This window comes from Caballeronia sp. LjRoot34, assembly GCF_964253815.1.
GTDB lineage: Bacteria > Pseudomonadota > Gammaproteobacteria > Burkholderiales > Burkholderiaceae > Caballeronia.
On sequence record NZ_CAXUSB020000002.1, the window covers coordinates 727,735 to 744,135 of the forward strand.

Genomic DNA, 16,401 nt, shown 5'->3' on the forward strand with positions numbered 1-16,401 from the left:
GTGTCGATGTGAACCGATCGTGTATCGACTGTGTATGTAACCGGAATGGGGCCTCTTGTGCGGTGCGTTTCAGATCAATTCAGGCCGCGTCCGTGCCCGAAGCGCGTTATTTCGCGAACACGGTATGCCGAAGCCGATAGTCGCGCCAGCGCCAGGCGTGTGTTCGAAGTAGGTGAGTCGTATTATCGCGGCTGTGTCCAGTTCGTCAATAAAGTCCACGAACCGGCTGGACGTTGATGCGCCCGGAAATCGGCCAGAAAGAAACGCATGCAGACGTCACATGGGACGTTGCCACGCAGACCGCTTGAACTGCGATATAAGGTGCCGCAGTTCAAGCGCGTGGCATTGGAGGCTATCTATGGAGGACGGTGTGGACCGTGTCGTGAAGCGAGTCTGACGTCGGCAGCAGTGGTCCGCATTGAGGGTGGAAGAATGCTCGTTGATGAACGAGATCCTTGTTAGTGGTAAAGAGAACGCCGGCTGTCACTCATGTGATGTAACGAATGATCCGGCCGCTTCGCCACGCTTGAACGCCTCGATGTCCCTATACCTCGCACCGGGATGCCCGGCCGGCAACAAGCGTCCCTTGCCGAACAGTTTTTCGCGCAGCGTGCCGGGCGTATATTCCTTGCGATAAACGTCGCGCCGTTGTAACTCCGGCACCAGATAATTGACGACGTCTTCGAAGGTCTCGTGAGCGACCGCATACGCAAGATTAAAGCCGTCGACGCCGGTTTCTTCCACCCAGGTTTGCAGAATATCCGCAACGGTTGCCGCCGAACCCACGAAGACCGGCCCCATGCCGCCGATACCACCCCATGCCGCGAGTTCATCGATGGTCCAGGACTTCGCACCGCCCGCCAGATGTTCGATGGCGGAGACAATAGCGTTGGTTTCCACTTTCCTGACCAGATCAGTCGGCGCGTACTGACCGAAATCAACGCCCGTCCAACCCGACATGAACACGAGCGAGCCATCGTACGAGGTGTAACGGCGGTACTCCTCGAACTTTGCTTGCGCCTTGGCATCCGTCTCATCCACGATGACCGTGACCAGGTTGTAGATCAGCAATCCGCCCGGTTCACGTCCCGCTTGCGCAGCTTGTTCGCGGACATCAGCAACATAAGCCTTCAACACTTCTTTTGTGGGCGCAGCGACGAATACGCATTCGGCGTGCTGGGCGGCGAACGCCTTGCCCGCACCCGACGCACCGGCCTGATAGAGCACAGGTGTGCGTTGAGGTGAGGGTTCGCAAAGATGGTAGCCGGACACGTCGAAGTATTTGCCGTGGTGACCTATCTCATGGACCTTCTCGGGATGCGTAAAGACCCGGTTGTGACGGTCGCGTACCACGGCATCTTCTTCCCAGCTTCCCTCGAAAAGTTTGTACAGCACTTCAATATATTCCGCTGCCACTTCGTAACGATTCGCGTGTTTGCGCAAGCCCCCTTCACTGATATTCTTCGCACCGCTTTCCAGATACGACGTCACGATATTCCATCCTACACGGCCTTTAGTGTGGTGGTCTGCCGTTGATAGGCGGCGGGCGAAGGTGTACGGATGCTCGAAGGTCGTCGACGCCGTGATGCCTATGCCCAGATGCTCGGTCACCATGGCGATAGGCGCTGCAAGCTGCAGCGGATCGTTGACGGGGATCTGCGCGGCCTGATGGATCGCGTGATAGTTACTGCCCTTATAGACGTCGTAATAACCGATCACGTCGGCTATGAAGATGCCATCGAAGAAACCCTTTTCGAGGATTTTTGCGAGATCCGTCCAGTACTCGAGGTCCTTGTATTGCGATGAGCGGTCGCGTGGATGAGACCACAGGCCCGGCGACTGATGGCCGACGCAGTTCATCTCGAACGCATTGAAATGGATTGTTTTGCTCATGGAGGCCGGCTTCTCGATTTTCGCTTTAACAACCGGACAATCTAGTCCCCGAATAGACGGTGCGCTCTAACGATTTCAGCTTTGCATATGCGCATGGCTGTAAAGGCAAGCGCTTCAATCCAGCGCATGCGGGCGACCATTAAGGCTTGCCATCACGCGGTTCATATCGAAAGAAAAACTCGTTCTTTGCGTGACGCGATAGCTATCCGTATAAAGCTTCTTTGCCCTGCAACCCGCAAGCCCAAGGAGCCGTATCTTGAGCACAGTCGACATTGAAACCGTCCTGCCTGCATCATTGCCGATCGGATCGGCCAGCGACGTATCGCGCCTGATCAACACGAGCGTCTCTAAGAACAATCACGCGCGCGTGATTGTCTTGCTCGCGCTAGGCGGCGTGTTTCTAGACGCTTACGATCTCACGACACTGTCATATGGCATTCAGGACGTCACGCGTGAATTCAATCTGACCCCTGCGTTAAGCGGCTTTGTCAGTTCGTCGATCATGATCGGCACGATTCTCGGTAGCCTCGTCGGCGGATGGCTCACCGACAAGATCGGTCGTTACCAGGTCTTCATGGCCGACATGCTGTTCTTCGTTGTCGCGGCCATTGCGGCCGGCCTCGCACCGAATGTCTGGGTGTTGATCGCGGCGAGATTCGTGATGGGACTCGGTGTAGGGATCGACCTTCCCGTGGCGATGGCGTTTCTCTCGGAGTTTTCGAAATTCAATGGACGCGGCAATAAAGCGTCGCGGCTCGCGGCGTGGTGCCCGATGTGGTACGCGGCGTCATCGGTGTGTTTCCTGATCGTGTTCGCGCTGTACTTCTTCTTGCCGGCTCAGCATGCCGACTGGCTCTGGCGAGCATCGCTGATCTTCGGGGCCGTACCGGCGCTGATCATCATCATGGTGCGCAGCAAGTTCATGAACGAGTCGCCACTTTGGGCCGCGAATCAGGGCAATCTGAAAGAAGCGGTGCGAATCTTGCGGGAGTCGTATGGCATTCACGCGCATGCCGTGGACGACACACGAGAGCGGAAAGCGTCGAAGCAGCCACCGGTCAAATTTCGCGTGCTGTTCCAGCGGCCTTATCTGCAGCGAACGCTTGTTGCCAGTGTGATGAATCTCTGCATCCCGTTCGAATATACGGCGATCGCCTTCTTCCTGCCGTCCATCCTGTCGCAATTCCTGGGTGCTGGCGTGTTTGAAACGATCGCGGCATCGCTAGGGCTTAACGTGCTGTTTGCTTTGACAGGTGGTTTGCTCGGCATGCGGCTAGCTTATAAATTCCCCTCGCGTCACGTAGCAATCGCGGGCTTTGCATTGCAGTTCGTTTCGTTGATTGCGCTCGCGTTGATCGGACATCCGCAGGCGGCGCTAGGTATTGGTGTTGCCGTGCTGATGTTGGGTACGTGGTTGTTCGCTGAAGGTTTCGGCCCGGGCGCGCAGATGATGATCTACCCGGCCTTGTCTTATCCGACTTCCATTCGCGGCACCGGCGTGGGTTTCGGCCGGTCGCTCGCTGGCATTGGAAGTGCACTCGCGTTGTTCGTCTTGCCGATCCTCAAGGCCCGGTTTGGCACCGATATGTTCTGGATAGTTGCGTTGGCCGCCGTGATTCCGATCGCATTCCTGGTGCTGATCCGCTACGAGCCGACCGAGCATGATATTGACGACGAAGACGCGCCCACACCGGCGAAAACGTGACAGCCGGCCTGCCCGTGATAGTCGCGAGGTCGGTGTCGAAACGCTTCGGCCCGACTGTCGCGCTCGATCGATTCGATCTCTCTGTTGCTGCGGGCGAGGTCGTGGCGCTAATGGGCGCCAACGGGGCGGGCAAGTCCACGATCGTCAAGATACTGAGCGGTGTTTATCCCGGCGATGGCGGGGCTCTTGAACTGCATGGCAAGCCGTACGCGCCGGCCTCGCCGCAAGAAGCGAAGGCGTTGGGTGTAGCAACAATGCATCAGTCGATCGCTGATACGGTCGTGCCCACCCTCTCGGTCGCGGACAACCTCCTGCTCGATCGTTTCAACAATTCGGCCACGCCATGGTTTATCAGGCCCGCGGCGCGGCTTGAGGAGGCCCGTTCCATTGCTGAGCTGGTTGGCCTTGACGTTGACCTGCGTGCGCCGCTGTTCACGCTGCCGCTTGCAACGAGGCAGCTCGTCACGCTGGCCCGGGCGCTGGCCGTCAAGCCTGCAGTCCTCATACTCGATGAACCGACGGCAAGCCTCTCGGCCGCCGAAGCCGAACGTCTTTTTACCGCACTCGACATGTTGCGCAAGCGCGGTGTCGCGATGCTGCTGGTTTCGCATCGACTAGGTGATCTCAAGCGAATGGCGGACAGGGTGGTGATTGTCCGCGACGGCCGGCTGGTAGCCAATCTGAAAACGCCGATCGATTTCGACGATGCCACTGAAACGATGATCGGCCGCGCGTTGCCGAAGACGCGTGAACGAAAAGCGGTGCGTTCGACGGCGAATCAGGGGCTTCAGGTCCAGGGCTTGAAATTGTTCCCAAGCGCCGATAGCCCGGCACTCGACTTCGACGCTGCTCGTGGCGAGATCGTCGCGTTTGCGGGTCCCTTGGGAGGGGGCAAGTCGCGGTTAGCCCGGACGTTGTTTGGTATCGAGCGAGTGGTCGACGGCACGATGACACTCGATGGCCAGCCATGGCAGCCGCGCTCTGCCGCCGAGGCTATCCGCCGTGGCGTCTTCCTTGTAGGCGAGGACCGCTGGAGTTCGTCGCTCTTTCCGGACAGCGTGCCGTTCGCGTCGATTGAAGGCACATTGAGTTTCCCGTTCCTGTCGAACTGGTTCAGGGGCGGGTGGATCAACAGGTCGCGCGAACGTCGCGAGGCTGCGTCCGCCATCGAACGTTTCTCCATTCGATGCAACGGCCCGGCAGATCGGGTGGTCAACCTCTCCGGCGGCAATCAGCAAAAAGTCGTACTTGCGCGCTCGCATGCAGAACCCGCCCGCATGCTGTTGCTTGACGAGCCGTTTCAGGGTGTCGACGCCGGCGCTCGCGCGGACATTGCCGATGTGTTGCGAGCGAATGCGGCGGGGCGGGTGACGTTGGTGTTCGTCAGCGCTATCGAGGAGGCGTTCGAGGTCGCGGATCGCGTGCTGCACTTCGATCGTTCTATCATTGGAACAAACATTGAAGATCTTGCCGGAGCCTGACGCATGAAACCTGGCGCTTCTACCGAAGCAAGCTCCGTTGTTCGAACGGAGTTCAGACATACCAGCATCAGGACGAAGCTGGAACGCAGCGGCATCTTGTTGCTGCTCGTCGCGATGGGTGCGGTATTTACATGGCGTGAGCCGGCATTCTTGAGCGTGGACAATCTGTTCAGCATTTTGCAGGCTGCGTCGATTGTCGCGCTTCTGGCCGTGGGGGTCAGCATTACGCTGGCGGTGGGCGGCTTCGATTTGTCGGTCGGCAGCACGGCTGCAACGGCGCAGATGGCCGCGAGCTACGTGCTGGTTGTGTGGCATGGCAATGCGCTCACCGCGGTTGCGGCGTGCCTTGTGTTGGGTGTCGGTGCGGGACTTTTCAATGGCTTGCTGATCACGCGTCTTCGCGTCCCGGACCAGCTCGCGACGCTCGGAACCTTGTTCCTGCTAGCGGGACTGCAGTTGATTCCGACGGGTGGGCGCTCGCTCGCGACTGGCACGATCTTGCCGGATGGTACGGAGGCTACGGGATCGTTTCCGGCGGCCTTCCTGGCATTGGGCCGGGCTCGCTGGCTGGATGTCGTGCCGGTGCCGGTCATCGTGCTCGCGGTGGTGACGCTGGTCGCGGTGCTCGTGATGGAATTTACACGATGGGGGCGTGTGCTCTATGCGACCGGCGGGAACGAGACGGCTGCGCGGCTGGCGGGTGCGCCGACGGCGCGTTATCGTGTGGCGGCGTATGTCGCGTCGGGTGTGATTGCTTCGCTGGGCGGCGCGTTGATTGCCGCTCGCGTTGGGCGGGGTGATGTTGGCGCCGGTAATTCGCTGCTTCTGGATGCGGTTGCCGCCGCGCTTATTGGTTATGCGGTGTGGGGGGCTAAGCGTCCTAATGTATTGGGCTCGGCCGTCGGTGCGGTGTTTGTTGGCGTGTTGCTCAACGGATTGACCATGCTCAATGCGCCTTATTACATGCAGGATTTTATCAAGGGCGCATTGCTCGTTGGGGCGCTTGCTTTTACGTTTAGCATTGGTCGGCAAGGGGGGAGGTGAATTGGTTTTTTGGCGTGGAGGGATGGTTGATTAGGAATGCTGGGGTATTGGGTTAGTGGTCGGGGTCAATGCCGGGTTGGTGCTTTCGGCGTTAGTGGTCTGCGAGAGTCGGATTTTCTCTTTATCACTATTAGCCACTGTGCGTGGCGGCACGTCATTTCTTTGTCCAAAGCGACAAAGAAACGAAGCAAAGAAAGCGCTTTCAACCACGCTACCCTAAGTGTCCACAGCGTGCAGTTTCTATTCATAGGTGCCCCAAAAGCACGGTGCTCGCCAGAGCGGAGGATGTGTGAAACCCTCCTTCTCCGAACACCGATACCCACACGCTTCGCCACCAGTGATTGAACCTGCCCAAGGAGCACCCCGCGCTATCCGCGGACAACCTCCCTCCAAATCAGTACGCGCCTCGAACCACGTCGCCAACCCGCCGAGAAACGAGGCCGCAAAGATGCGGGTGGCCGTAATCGACGAAAATAGTTGTACAGCGCGCGCAGCCAATTCACAAAAACTGAAGCAGTAACCACAAACACGCATCAAGCTGTGGCCGTATGAATACGGTCGCACGGACCAGGTGGCTAACCTGTCAAAAAACCGCAGCCGTAAATACCCGTAAGGCCGTGGGGATTCCTTAGCAATAGTGCTTGCCCGAGAGCGTACGGGGCGAAGCGTGTTAGTGTCAGGATTCGCGAGAAGGAGGGGTTCAAACATCGGTGGCTCTGGCGAGCACCGTGCTTTTGGGGCACCTATGAATCAAAACTGCACGCTGTGGACACTTAGGGTAGAGCGGTTAAAGCGTTTTCTTTGCTTCGTTTCTTTGTCGCTTTGGACAAAGAAATGACGTGCCGCCACGCACAGTGGCTAATAGTGATAAAGAGAAAATCCGACTCTCGCAGACCACTAACACCGAAAGCAGCAACCCGGCATAGACTCCGACCGCTAACCCCAGAACCGACCAACCCAGCATAGACCCCGCCCGCCCCAACCCCAAAAAACCGTCCACCGGCGCGAGCGAAAACCACATCCTCAAGTCACCGCCGCCGCAATGCGCTGTCTCATCGATTGATCCGGATAACTACCAAATCCCGCACGCACATTATCCCGCATGTACTCCGGCCGCCCGGTGCCGGGAATCACGCAGGTCACCGCCGGATGCGCGAGCACAAACTTGAGCAGCAATTGCGCCCAGGTCGCGCACCCGATCTCCTTGCTCCACTCGGGCACCGGCTGTCCCTTCAGCTTGCCCAGCAAACCACCGCCACCAAACGGCTGATTCACGATCACGCCAATCCCGCGTTCCCTCGCAAGCGGCAGCAAGCGTTCTTCAGCGGCGCGGTCATCGGCAGCATAGTTGATCTGGACAAAGTCGAGTGTTTCCGAGCGCATCACGGCTTCCACGTCGGCAAACGCGCCCGACGTGTAATGCGTAACGCCGAGATAGCGAATCCGGCCCTGCGCTTTCCATTCACGCAGCGTAGCCAACTGCGTGCGCCAGTCGAGCAGATTGTGAACCTGCATCAGATCGATGCGCGGTTGCTGAAGACGCCGCATCGACTCTTCCATTTGTGCGATACCCGCTTCACGGCCTTCAGTCCATACCTTGGTCGCGACAAACGCACTGCCATGCCCGCCGATGCGCGTCAGCACCGCCCCGGCAACTGCCTCCGAAGACCCATACATCGGCGATGAATCGATGACCGAGCCGCCGTTGTCGAACAGAATGCGCAGCACCTCGCCGAGCGCGGCTTGCGCTTGTAGATTGTCGCCGACATCGAAGGTGCGCCAGGTACCGCAACCGATCACCGGCAGCGCTTCGCCCGTGGACGGGATAGGGCGCGTGTTCATGTGCGGCAGCGGCACGCCGGTGGCGGGCGGCGTTTGCGCGAAGCTCGCAGGCACGCATAAAGGCAGGCTCAAAGGCAGCAGCGCGCTGCCGGCGGCAAGGATGAGGTGCCGACGGCGGGCGTCGGCGGAAGTGGGGCGCATGGGCAGTCTCGCCGTGACGGATCAGACCACAGGATAGGCGAAGTCACGAAGGTGCGTGGTGAGCACACCACTCGGCGATCATGCCCTCAAGGCTCTTGAGCAGCACCTGCCAGGCGCGGCGCGAGGGTGGTCAGCAAGAGCTCGTCCAGCGGCATCGGCCGGGCGAAATGATACCCCTGCGCCTGCGCGGCACCCATCTCCCGCAGCTCCGCGAGCGTGGCGGCGTCTTCCACGCCTTCCGCCACGAGCGTCAGGTCCAGCGACTCCGCCATCCGCACGATTGCCCGCACGATTGCGCGGCTGCGCGGGCTGGTAGTCAGTTCGAAGATAAACGACCGGTCGATTTTCAGGCCGCTGAAGCGGTACTGATGCACATAACTCAGCGACGAAAATCCAGCGCCGAAGTCATCGAGCACCACCGACATGCCGTGATCGGCGAGACGTTGCATTGAATGCCTGGCCAGATCGGGCTCGGCAACCAGCGCGCCTTCCGTGAGTTCGAGACAAATCCGCGACGGCGCGACGCCGTAGCGCGCGAGCAGGGCGAGGACGTCGTCGGCGAAGTCCGGGCGCGTCATGCTGTAGCTCGAACAGTTCACATGCACCGGCGGCCAGTCGGCGTGTTGCGGCTTCGCGAGGATCACCGCGACGCGCGTGAGCATGTAGAGATCGAGCCGTCCGATCAGGCGCAAGCCTTCCATCGCCGGAAGAAATTCGCCCGGCGTGATGACGCGGCCATCGGGTTGGCGCCATCGGATCAACGCTTCCAGCGCTACGAGCTGGCCGCTCTTCACGCAAACAATAGGCTGAAAATACGGCACCAGTTCGTCGTCGCGCTTGAGCGCATTGCGCAACGCCCCTTCGCGCGCGACCTGATCGGACACCTCGCAGCGCAGCGCATGGTTGAACACGACGAAGCTATCGCGGCCGCCATTCTTCACGCGATACATGGCGGTATCGGCATCGCGCAGCAGATCGGCCGGCTCGCTGTGAAACTGGCTGTCGGGACTGACAATACCAATGCTGCACGACGAGAACACCACGTGGTCATCGATATGAAACGGCAGGTCGAACGCCGCCAGGATCCGTTCCGCAATCGCCACGGCAGTATCCAGCGGCGCACCCGGCGACAGCACCGCGAACTCGTCGCCGCCGAGGCGCGCGAGCAGGTCGTTGTCGCGCAGGCAGCTGCGCAAGCGGGCCGCTGCCTGCACCAGCAGCAGGTCGCCGAAATGATGGCCAAGACTGTCGTTCACCACCTTGAAACGGTCGAGGTCGATAAACATCACGGCCAGTTGCTCACCTTCGCCATGATGATCGAGCCACGCCTCCCCCAGCCGCTGCAGCAAGTGACTGCGGTTCGGCAGTCCGGTCAGCGCGTCGTGCGAGTTTTCGTATTGCAGCCGGGCGTTGGCGAGATCAAGCTCGCGCGTGCGGTTCTTCACGCGCTCTTCGAGCTCATGGTTGGCCGCATGGAGGGCTTCGGCGGCGCTGCGTCGCGAGAGGGCGGTATCGATATGGCGCGAGACGAACGTCAGCAGTTCCTGGTCGCGCAGCGAATAATGCACGCGCGTGGAATAGCTTTGCACGGCGAGCACGCCGCGCACGATGTCGCCGTCGAACAACGGAATGCCCAGCCACGAACGCAGCTTGATGCCCTCGGCCGAGCGTTCTATTTCATTGCTGTCAATGAGCCGCATGGCTTCAGCGAGGTCGATCAGGCAGGGGCGGCGTTGCCTGATCACATACTCGGTCAGGCCGCGCCGGTTACGTCGTGGCGTGGGATGGTCGTTCAGCAGTTCATCGACATGATAGGGGAAGGACACGGTCGCAGTCGACCTGTCCACCAGCGCGACGTAGAAGTTTCGCGCATACAGCAACTCGCCGACAATCCCGTGCAGGCTCTGGAAAAACGCCATCATGTCGCCGTGCCGGCTCGACAATTCGGCGATCTGGAACAACGCCCCTTGCAAGTGTTCAGCGCGTTTGCGTTCTGCGATCTCCTGCCTCAACGCATGGTTTAATTCGGATAACTCAGCAGTCCGGCGCGATACCGTTTCTTCCAAATCGTTGCGATGCAGGATCCGGTCGAGCGCCATCGCCACGTGCCGGGCGACGACCAGGAAAAGCGCGCGGTCCTCCACGCTGTAGATTCGGGCGACGTCGTACACCTGCATGGCGATCATGCCGAAGACTTCGTCGGAGGCGTTCTTGAGCGGCGCGCCCATCCAGAATTCGGGGCGATCTCCCACGCAAAAGAAGCGGCCTTCCTGCTCGGCGGCGCGGATTCCGGCGGCGTCGATCAGAAGCGGCTGGCCTGAACTCAGCACTTGGCCCGTGAGCGACAGGCGTGATGGATCGAGCGTGTCGTAGGTCGCGCATTCAAGCGCGCAGGTATCGATCACATCGACGTAATACGGGTAGGTGATCCCGCCGCTCGACGAGTCGTAAAGCGCGAGATAGAAATTTTCCGCGTCGATCAGCGTGGCGAGTTGGCGGTGCACGCCGAGCAGGAACGCCGATCGTTCGCGCATGGAGCTCGCGAGATAGGCGATTTCGTAGAGTACGCGCTGGGTGTTTTGCGCGCGTGCCAGCGCGTCGGTCTGCAGGGCTTCACCCAGGCTGCGGGCAAGGTTGCACAGCGTGGGACTTCCCGCATGGCTGGCAGGCGCGAGCAGCCAGCCGAGGATGTTTTCGCCGCTGCCCGTTGGCCAGAGACACAGACGCCGGGCCGTGCAAAAGGCGTGGAAGGTATCGGCCGTGAGAAGGCTGGGCCACTCTTGCGCGGCATCGCCCTGGTCCGCGAGATGCAGGTTTTCGTCAACCTGATACCACGCCCAGTCGATGGTATCGACTCGAGCGCGGGCACTGCGCAACAGTACATCGACCGAGCTGTCCGAGCGGGGCCACCGCGCCGGGTCAACGATCGCGCGAGCGACATCCGCGGCGGAGTCGTCGCTGCTGTCGTCGGCCATCGGCGTGGCAGGGTTCGCGGGAAAGACGGTCATCGGCGCTCCGAGCCGAAGGCTGCCCCGGCTCCTGATTCAATCTCGTTCGATGTCGATGTTATCTACTTTTCATCCGGACACTGGAAGGATTGAAAACGCCCGCTCCTTCGTTTGTGCGCACACGCACCTGATTACTATAACGGCAGTACAACTTGAGGCTTGAGGGTTTTCGTAAGGATCAACCGGTCCTGTTCCTTGCTTTGCTCCCAGGTGAGCGTTCAATACGGCGCATTGCAAGTACGCGTCATGCGCCCGACGAACCGCAGACCGTCGCAGGACGGGACGTCAATGAGCGCCGCTCCACCGCTACGGAAACACCCAGCAGCACGATTCCGCCGCAGGCGAGCAGCGCACCGGTCCAGCCCGTGGCCTCCAGTCCGAAACCCATCGCGACCACTACGCCGCCTGCCCACGCCCCCAGCGCATTCGCAATGTTGAAGGCCGAATGATTGAGCGCGGCCGCGACGGTCTGCGCATCGCCGGCCACGTCCATCAGGCGCGTCTGCACGGCGGGGACCACGGCTATGCCGAGTCCCATTGCGAACAGGTTGAGCGTGGCGGTCCATTCGTTGGCCGAAGAATACGCGAAAGCGGCCAGCGCGGCGGCGTTCCAGATCAGCATGCCGAAGATGGTCCAGAGCCGCGACTTGTCGGCCAGGACGCCGCCAATCAGGCTGCCTGCCGTCATGCCGACGCCCAGCGCGCCGAGCAGCAGCGGCACGCGCCAGGGCGCCACGTGGGTCACGTTCAGCAGTGTTGGCGTGATGTAGGTGTACACCGCAAACAGCCCGCCGAAGCCGACCGCGATCACCGACAGCGTCAGCCAGACTTGCAGGCGCCTGAACACGCCAAGCTCCCGGCGCGGCGTAGCGCCGCCCGCGTGAATGGGCGGCAGAAAGATGCGCACACCAATCATCGTAAGAATGCCGAGCATGCCGACAAGCAAGAAATCCGCGCGCCAGCCAAGCCATTGACCAAGCCAGGTCGCGAGCGGCACGCCGAAAATATTGGCGATCGTCAGGCCCAGCATCACGCGTCCGACTGCTCGCGCGCGCCGCTCGGGCGGTACGAGCGAGGCCGCCGTCAACGCCGCTACGCCGAAATACGCGCCATGCGGCACGCCGGAAATGAAGCGCGCGATCAGCAGCAGCGGGTAATTCGGTGCGAGCGCGCTGAGCAGATTGCCGAACGCGAACATCAGCATCAGGCCGATCAACATGGCGCGGCGTGGGAGCTTCGCGAAGAAAATAGTGATGAGCGGTGCGCCGATCACCACGCCCAATGCATACGCGCTGATGATGTGGCCGGTGGTGGGCAGCGACGTACCGAGGCCATTCGCGATGATCGGCAGGATGGTCATGGACGCGAACTCACCCGTGCCGATAGCCAGGCCCCCGACGGCGAGTGCGAGTTCGGCGGGACCCGCGCCATAGGGCGGGATCACGCGCGTGAGCGGGTCGTTGGGGACATCGATAATGGACATTGAGAAAAAATTGTGAGTGGTGAGCGAGGCGCAATGCAGCATTATCGCGAAAGAATAAATCTTCCGCATCCGCGAAGGTGCGAACGGCCGTGCGGATGGACGACGCTGCGCTGCCGTAGGCGCTAGCCCTGCGTGAACTTCGCTGGGCGTGACTCGTGTGCGTCCTCGCCGTCGCCGCCTGCGGAGAAGCGTTCACGGTAAGCCTGCGGTGTGACACCCATTGAACGCAGGAAGCTGCGACGCATGGTTTCCTCCGATCCAAACCCGCAGCGCGCGGCCACGCGTTTCACCGGAAATGAGGTATCGCCAAGCAGGCGACGTGCAGCTTCCAGACGTAATTGATCGATGGCGCGTGCCGGCGTGATCCCCGTTTGCGCCCGATAGTGGCGCACGAAGCTGCGCTCGCTCATGCCCGTGCGTTCGGCCAGCGTCGCGATCGACAGGTCTGCTGCCATGTTTTCGGCTATCCATGCATGCAGGTCGCCGAAGCGGTCGCCGGTTTTTTGCAACGACAACGTCGTGCTGAACTGCGCCTGGCCGCCCGGCCGCTTGAGGAACACCACCAGTTCGCGTGCTACATCGAGCGCGAGTGCGCTCCCGAGATCGTCCTCGATCAATGCAAGCGCGAGATCGATGCCGGCTGTCACACCCGCCGATGTCCAGACCGCGCCGTCGCGGATAAAAATGGGCGCAGGGTCCACGCGGACAGTCGGATAACGCTGCCCGAGATCCTCGCAATGCGCCCAGTGCGTGACCGCACGGCGCTCGTCGAGCAAGCCGGCGGCCGCCAGCAAAAACGCGCCCGTGCATACCGACGCAACGCGCCGGCACTGTGCCGCGCGGTCCCTGACCCAGGCCACCTGCGCGGGATCTTTCGATGCCGCATGCACGCCGCGTCCGCCCGCGACGATCAGCGTGTCTGTCGTTTGTTGAGCGGTGGGCAAGGACTGGGCGAGCAGGCCGAGACCCGCGGTGCTTTGAACCTCCCCCGCGGCGGTGGCGACAACACGCGCACTGTAGGGTGCGCCGGCTCCGCGTGCCAGCGAGAGTTCGTTGGCGGAGGTGAAAGCCTGGAGCGGTCCGGCGACGTCGAGCAACTGGACGTCTGCAAACGCGAGGATGTCGATACGGCGCGCAGCGTTGTTCATGGTTTGAAACCGGGTTGGCGTGAAACGAGGGTTAATTGACAATTTCGCCAAATCGTAGCGAGGTATTGTGAGTGCGTCTACTTCCATTTAAAGGTTCATCGCCATGGCGTTGCATATTGGCTTCCTCGTCTTTCCGCGCGTTCAGCAACTCGACCTGACCGGCCCGCATGACGTATTCGCGTCGGTGCCGGACGCGACTGTCCACCTGATTGGAAAAACGCTTGATCCGGTCACCGCGAACAGTGGTCTCGTGCTGACGCCTACTATTACGTACGCTGACTGCCCTTCGCTCGATGTCTTGTGCGTGCCGGGTGGAGTGGGTGTCGGCAAGTTGATGGAGGACGACATCACGCTCGATTTCATCAGGCGGCAGGCGGCGCAGGCCCGCTTCGTCACGTCGGTGTGTACCGGTGCGCTGGTCCTGGGAGCGGCCGGTTTGTTGCGCGGACGGCGCGCGACCACGCACTGGGCGGCTCATCATTTCCTGGAGAGCTTCGGCGCCATTCCCGTGAAAGAGCGCGTTGTCCAGGATGGCAATCTGATGACGGGCGGTGGGGTGACAGCGGGCATCGATTTTGCGTTGACGCTTCTTATCGGCTTGATCGGCGAAACCGAGGCTCAGGCAATTCAGCTTCAATTGGAATATGCGCCCGCGCCGCCTTTTAATTCAGGTACGCCCGACACAGCGCCGAAGGCGGTGGTGGATCTTGTGTGGAGTCGGGGCGAAGTGGAGCGTGCTCAGCGCACTGCAATCGTTGAACGCGCAGCGGCGCGATTGAATGGGTAGCAGGCCCGGCGTAGTACCGATGGCGGTAACTCGGTTCGACGGGCATGCTTTTGACAGGAGGCGGATGCCATGCCACGCGTACAGGTTGCTTCAATCACGGTTCTCGCCTCGCTCGGCATAGTGCTGGGCGCGACGCCCGGCGCATTTGCCCAGGGCGCCGATGCAACACCGGCCGAGCCATCGCCGGCGTCGCCCACACCCAGGCAGGCACAGAAAGCGCAACGCAAAGCCGATAGAAAAGCGGCATGGGCGAAGAATTCGGCGGAACTGAGTAAGCTGGAAAAGAACGGCTATAACCCGGCCGATGATCGTAGCGACTACCAGGACAATTTGCGCCGCGCGGAGAACAAAGCGAACGGGCAATGAGTCCGGCAGGGTTACAGCTCTATGCTGTCGTTGTTCCAGGCATGCCGATGCCGTGCAAGTAACGACGCCTTGGAAGACGACCATGTCGAAATTTCACTTTGTGCGGGTGGCCTTTGCATCCGCGACCATTTCTATAGCTTTCCCGAGCGTGGCTTTTGCCCAGATCGTTGCTACCGGGTCTACCGCGCAACCGGAGCTGCTAACACGAAGACGCCCACGAGCCCGGACGACTGATTGACTCCTTCATTGATGCTTGCGTTTCTCCGCTCAGAATTGCCCGCCCAGAAAGCGGATCGGAAGGGAACGGAAGTTGCGAGCGCCGCCGTTGGCTAGGCAGCAGCCTGCTGCCCGCACTACCTAACCAATGGTCATCGTGAATGAGACGAAAAGCCCTGCTGTCCGCTGTATTGTGTGTTTGTGTTGCCGCCAGTGGCTGCACCACTATCGGTGCAAACCGTCTCAAGGCCGATCAGGTTGATTACGCGAGAGCGCTGGGTGAAGCCAAGAAGCGCGAAATACTCGCAGCTATAGTAGGCATCCGGTTTGCCGATTCGCCTGCGTTCCTGAGCGTCAGCCAGATCATTGCCGCTTATACCTTCGATGCCACCGCCGGTTCCACCCTCAGCGCCGGCGACACCACGCAGAATTTCGCCGCCGCCAACGGCAGCGTTTCATACTCCAACCATCCCACGTTCACGTTCACGCCGACCACGGGGCAGGCGTTCGCGACAGCTTATATTCGCCCGCTTGCGCCCGCGCTGGTGTTGCCGCTCGCCGAGAGCGCGATCCCCATCGACTTGCTGTTGCGCATCACCGCGCAGTCGATAGGAGGCATGCAGAACGCGAACGCGCTGGGCGGCCCGAATGGGAACGGCAGCGTTGAATTCTTCGAACTGATCCAGGCGTTGCGACGCCTTCAACTAGCGGGGCAACTCAACGTGGAGTCGCGCGACGAGGATCATGGCGGGCGCGTCTACTTCACGCTTGGCGCGACCACGAGCGGCGAGACCGGACAGACGACAGCCGATCTTGCGCTGGTCCGCAGGCTGCTCAAGCTTTCGCCGAAGACCAAGACCTATGAGGTCGTCTATGGGCAATCGGCCGAGCGTGGCGAGCGGATTCCCATGGTCACGCGTTCCGTGCTTGGGATTCTGACAGACCTGGGCGCGCAGGTCAGGGTGCCCGAGGAGCTGGTGAATCGCGGGTCGACCAAGCCGACTATCGGATTGATCGGCGTGGAGACGCGGCCTACGATCATTGTCAATGTGGGCAAGAAAGCGCCGGAAGATGCCTATATCGACATTCAGTATGGGCCGTCGCAATACTGGATTGACCGACGTGACTTCGACTCGAAGTACGCATTCACGGTCGTGCAGATGTTGATGGCTCTGGCAGAAACCAATCAGGACGCGAAGACGCCGATCGTGACCATTCCAGCGGGATAGGCAGGCGTGATGTGCAGCGAGGCGTCGACGCGGAGTGGCCTCCGGTCGAACGAACCTC

At 60.8% G+C, this 16,401-nt stretch carries 11 protein-coding genes; 6 read left to right on the forward strand and 5 right to left on the reverse strand.

The window, feature by feature from the left end; all coding sequences use genetic code 11:
• Window positions 1-483: 483 nt before the first annotated feature.
• Complete coding sequence (locus ACSQ36_RS22885; protein ID WP_436183700.1) at window positions 484-1,893, reverse strand: LLM class flavin-dependent oxidoreductase; 1,410 nt, start codon at window positions 1,891-1,893, stop codon at window positions 484-486.
• 256 nt (window positions 1,894-2,149) lie between these two features.
• Between ACSQ36_RS22885 and ACSQ36_RS22890 the strand changes: the two genes are divergently transcribed.
• The 3 genes from ACSQ36_RS22890 to ACSQ36_RS22900 are packed head-to-tail and all read left to right on the forward strand — an operon-like array spanning window position 2,150 to window position 6,123.
• Window positions 2,150-3,598 (forward strand): MFS transporter, encoded by a 1,449-nt coding sequence (locus ACSQ36_RS22890; RefSeq protein WP_436183701.1) that lies wholly within the window; start codon window positions 2,150-2,152, stop codon window positions 3,596-3,598.
• The gene (locus tag ACSQ36_RS22895) at window positions 3,595-5,079 is read left to right on the forward strand and encodes a sugar ABC transporter ATP-binding protein (protein WP_436183702.1); all 1,485 of its coding nucleotides are present in this window, start codon (window positions 3,595-3,597) and stop codon (window positions 5,077-5,079) included. Before ACSQ36_RS22890 ends, ACSQ36_RS22895 begins: the two co-directional genes overlap by 4 nt.
• 3 nt (window positions 5,080-5,082) lie before the next feature.
• On the forward strand, window positions 5,083-6,123 hold the full coding sequence (locus ACSQ36_RS22900) for an ABC transporter permease (RefSeq protein WP_436183703.1): 1,041 nt from the start codon (window positions 5,083-5,085) through the stop codon (window positions 6,121-6,123).
• Between the two features lie 1,023 nt (window positions 6,124-7,146).
• Here the strand turns inward: ACSQ36_RS22900 and ACSQ36_RS22905 are convergent.
• The 4 genes from ACSQ36_RS22905 to ACSQ36_RS22920 all read right to left on the reverse strand — a co-directional run bounded on the left by ACSQ36_RS22905 (window position 7,147) and on the right by ACSQ36_RS22920 (window position 13,745).
• Complete coding sequence (locus ACSQ36_RS22905) at window positions 7,147-8,106, reverse strand: aldo/keto reductase (RefSeq protein WP_436183704.1); 960 nt, start codon at window positions 8,104-8,106, stop codon at window positions 7,147-7,149.
• An 86-nt stretch (window positions 8,107-8,192) separates the two neighbouring features.
• Complete coding sequence (locus tag ACSQ36_RS22910; protein WP_436183705.1) at window positions 8,193-11,114, reverse strand: bifunctional diguanylate cyclase/phosphodiesterase; 2,922 nt, start codon at window positions 11,112-11,114, stop codon at window positions 8,193-8,195.
• A 244-nt stretch (window positions 11,115-11,358) separates the two neighbouring features.
• A complete protein-coding gene (locus ACSQ36_RS22915) occupies window positions 11,359-12,597 on the reverse strand; it encodes an MFS transporter (RefSeq protein ID WP_213762068.1) in 1,239 nt (412 codons plus the stop codon).
• Between the two features lie 122 nt (window positions 12,598-12,719).
• The gene (locus tag ACSQ36_RS22920) at window positions 12,720-13,745 is read right to left on the reverse strand and encodes a GlxA family transcriptional regulator (RefSeq protein ID WP_436183706.1); all 1,026 of its coding nucleotides are present in this window, start codon (window positions 13,743-13,745) and stop codon (window positions 12,720-12,722) included.
• A gap of 103 nt (window positions 13,746-13,848) precedes the next feature.
• Between ACSQ36_RS22920 and ACSQ36_RS22925 the strand changes: the two genes are divergently transcribed.
• The 3 genes from ACSQ36_RS22925 (at window position 13,849) to ACSQ36_RS22935 (ending at window position 16,343) form a co-directional block, all read left to right on the forward strand.
• The gene (locus tag ACSQ36_RS22925) at window positions 13,849-14,532 is read left to right on the forward strand and encodes a DJ-1/PfpI family protein (RefSeq protein ID WP_436183707.1); all 684 of its coding nucleotides are present in this window, start codon (window positions 13,849-13,851) and stop codon (window positions 14,530-14,532) included.
• 69 nt (window positions 14,533-14,601) lie between these two features.
• Complete coding sequence (locus ACSQ36_RS22930) at window positions 14,602-14,898, forward strand: DUF4148 domain-containing protein (RefSeq protein WP_436183708.1); 297 nt, start codon at window positions 14,602-14,604, stop codon at window positions 14,896-14,898.
• A 377-nt stretch (window positions 14,899-15,275) separates the two neighbouring features.
• Window positions 15,276-16,343: a hypothetical protein gene (locus ACSQ36_RS22935; RefSeq protein ID WP_213762072.1), complete on the forward strand. Its 1,068-nt coding sequence runs from the start codon at window positions 15,276-15,278 to the stop codon at window positions 16,341-16,343.
• The last annotated feature ends 58 nt before the right edge of the window (window positions 16,344-16,401 follow it).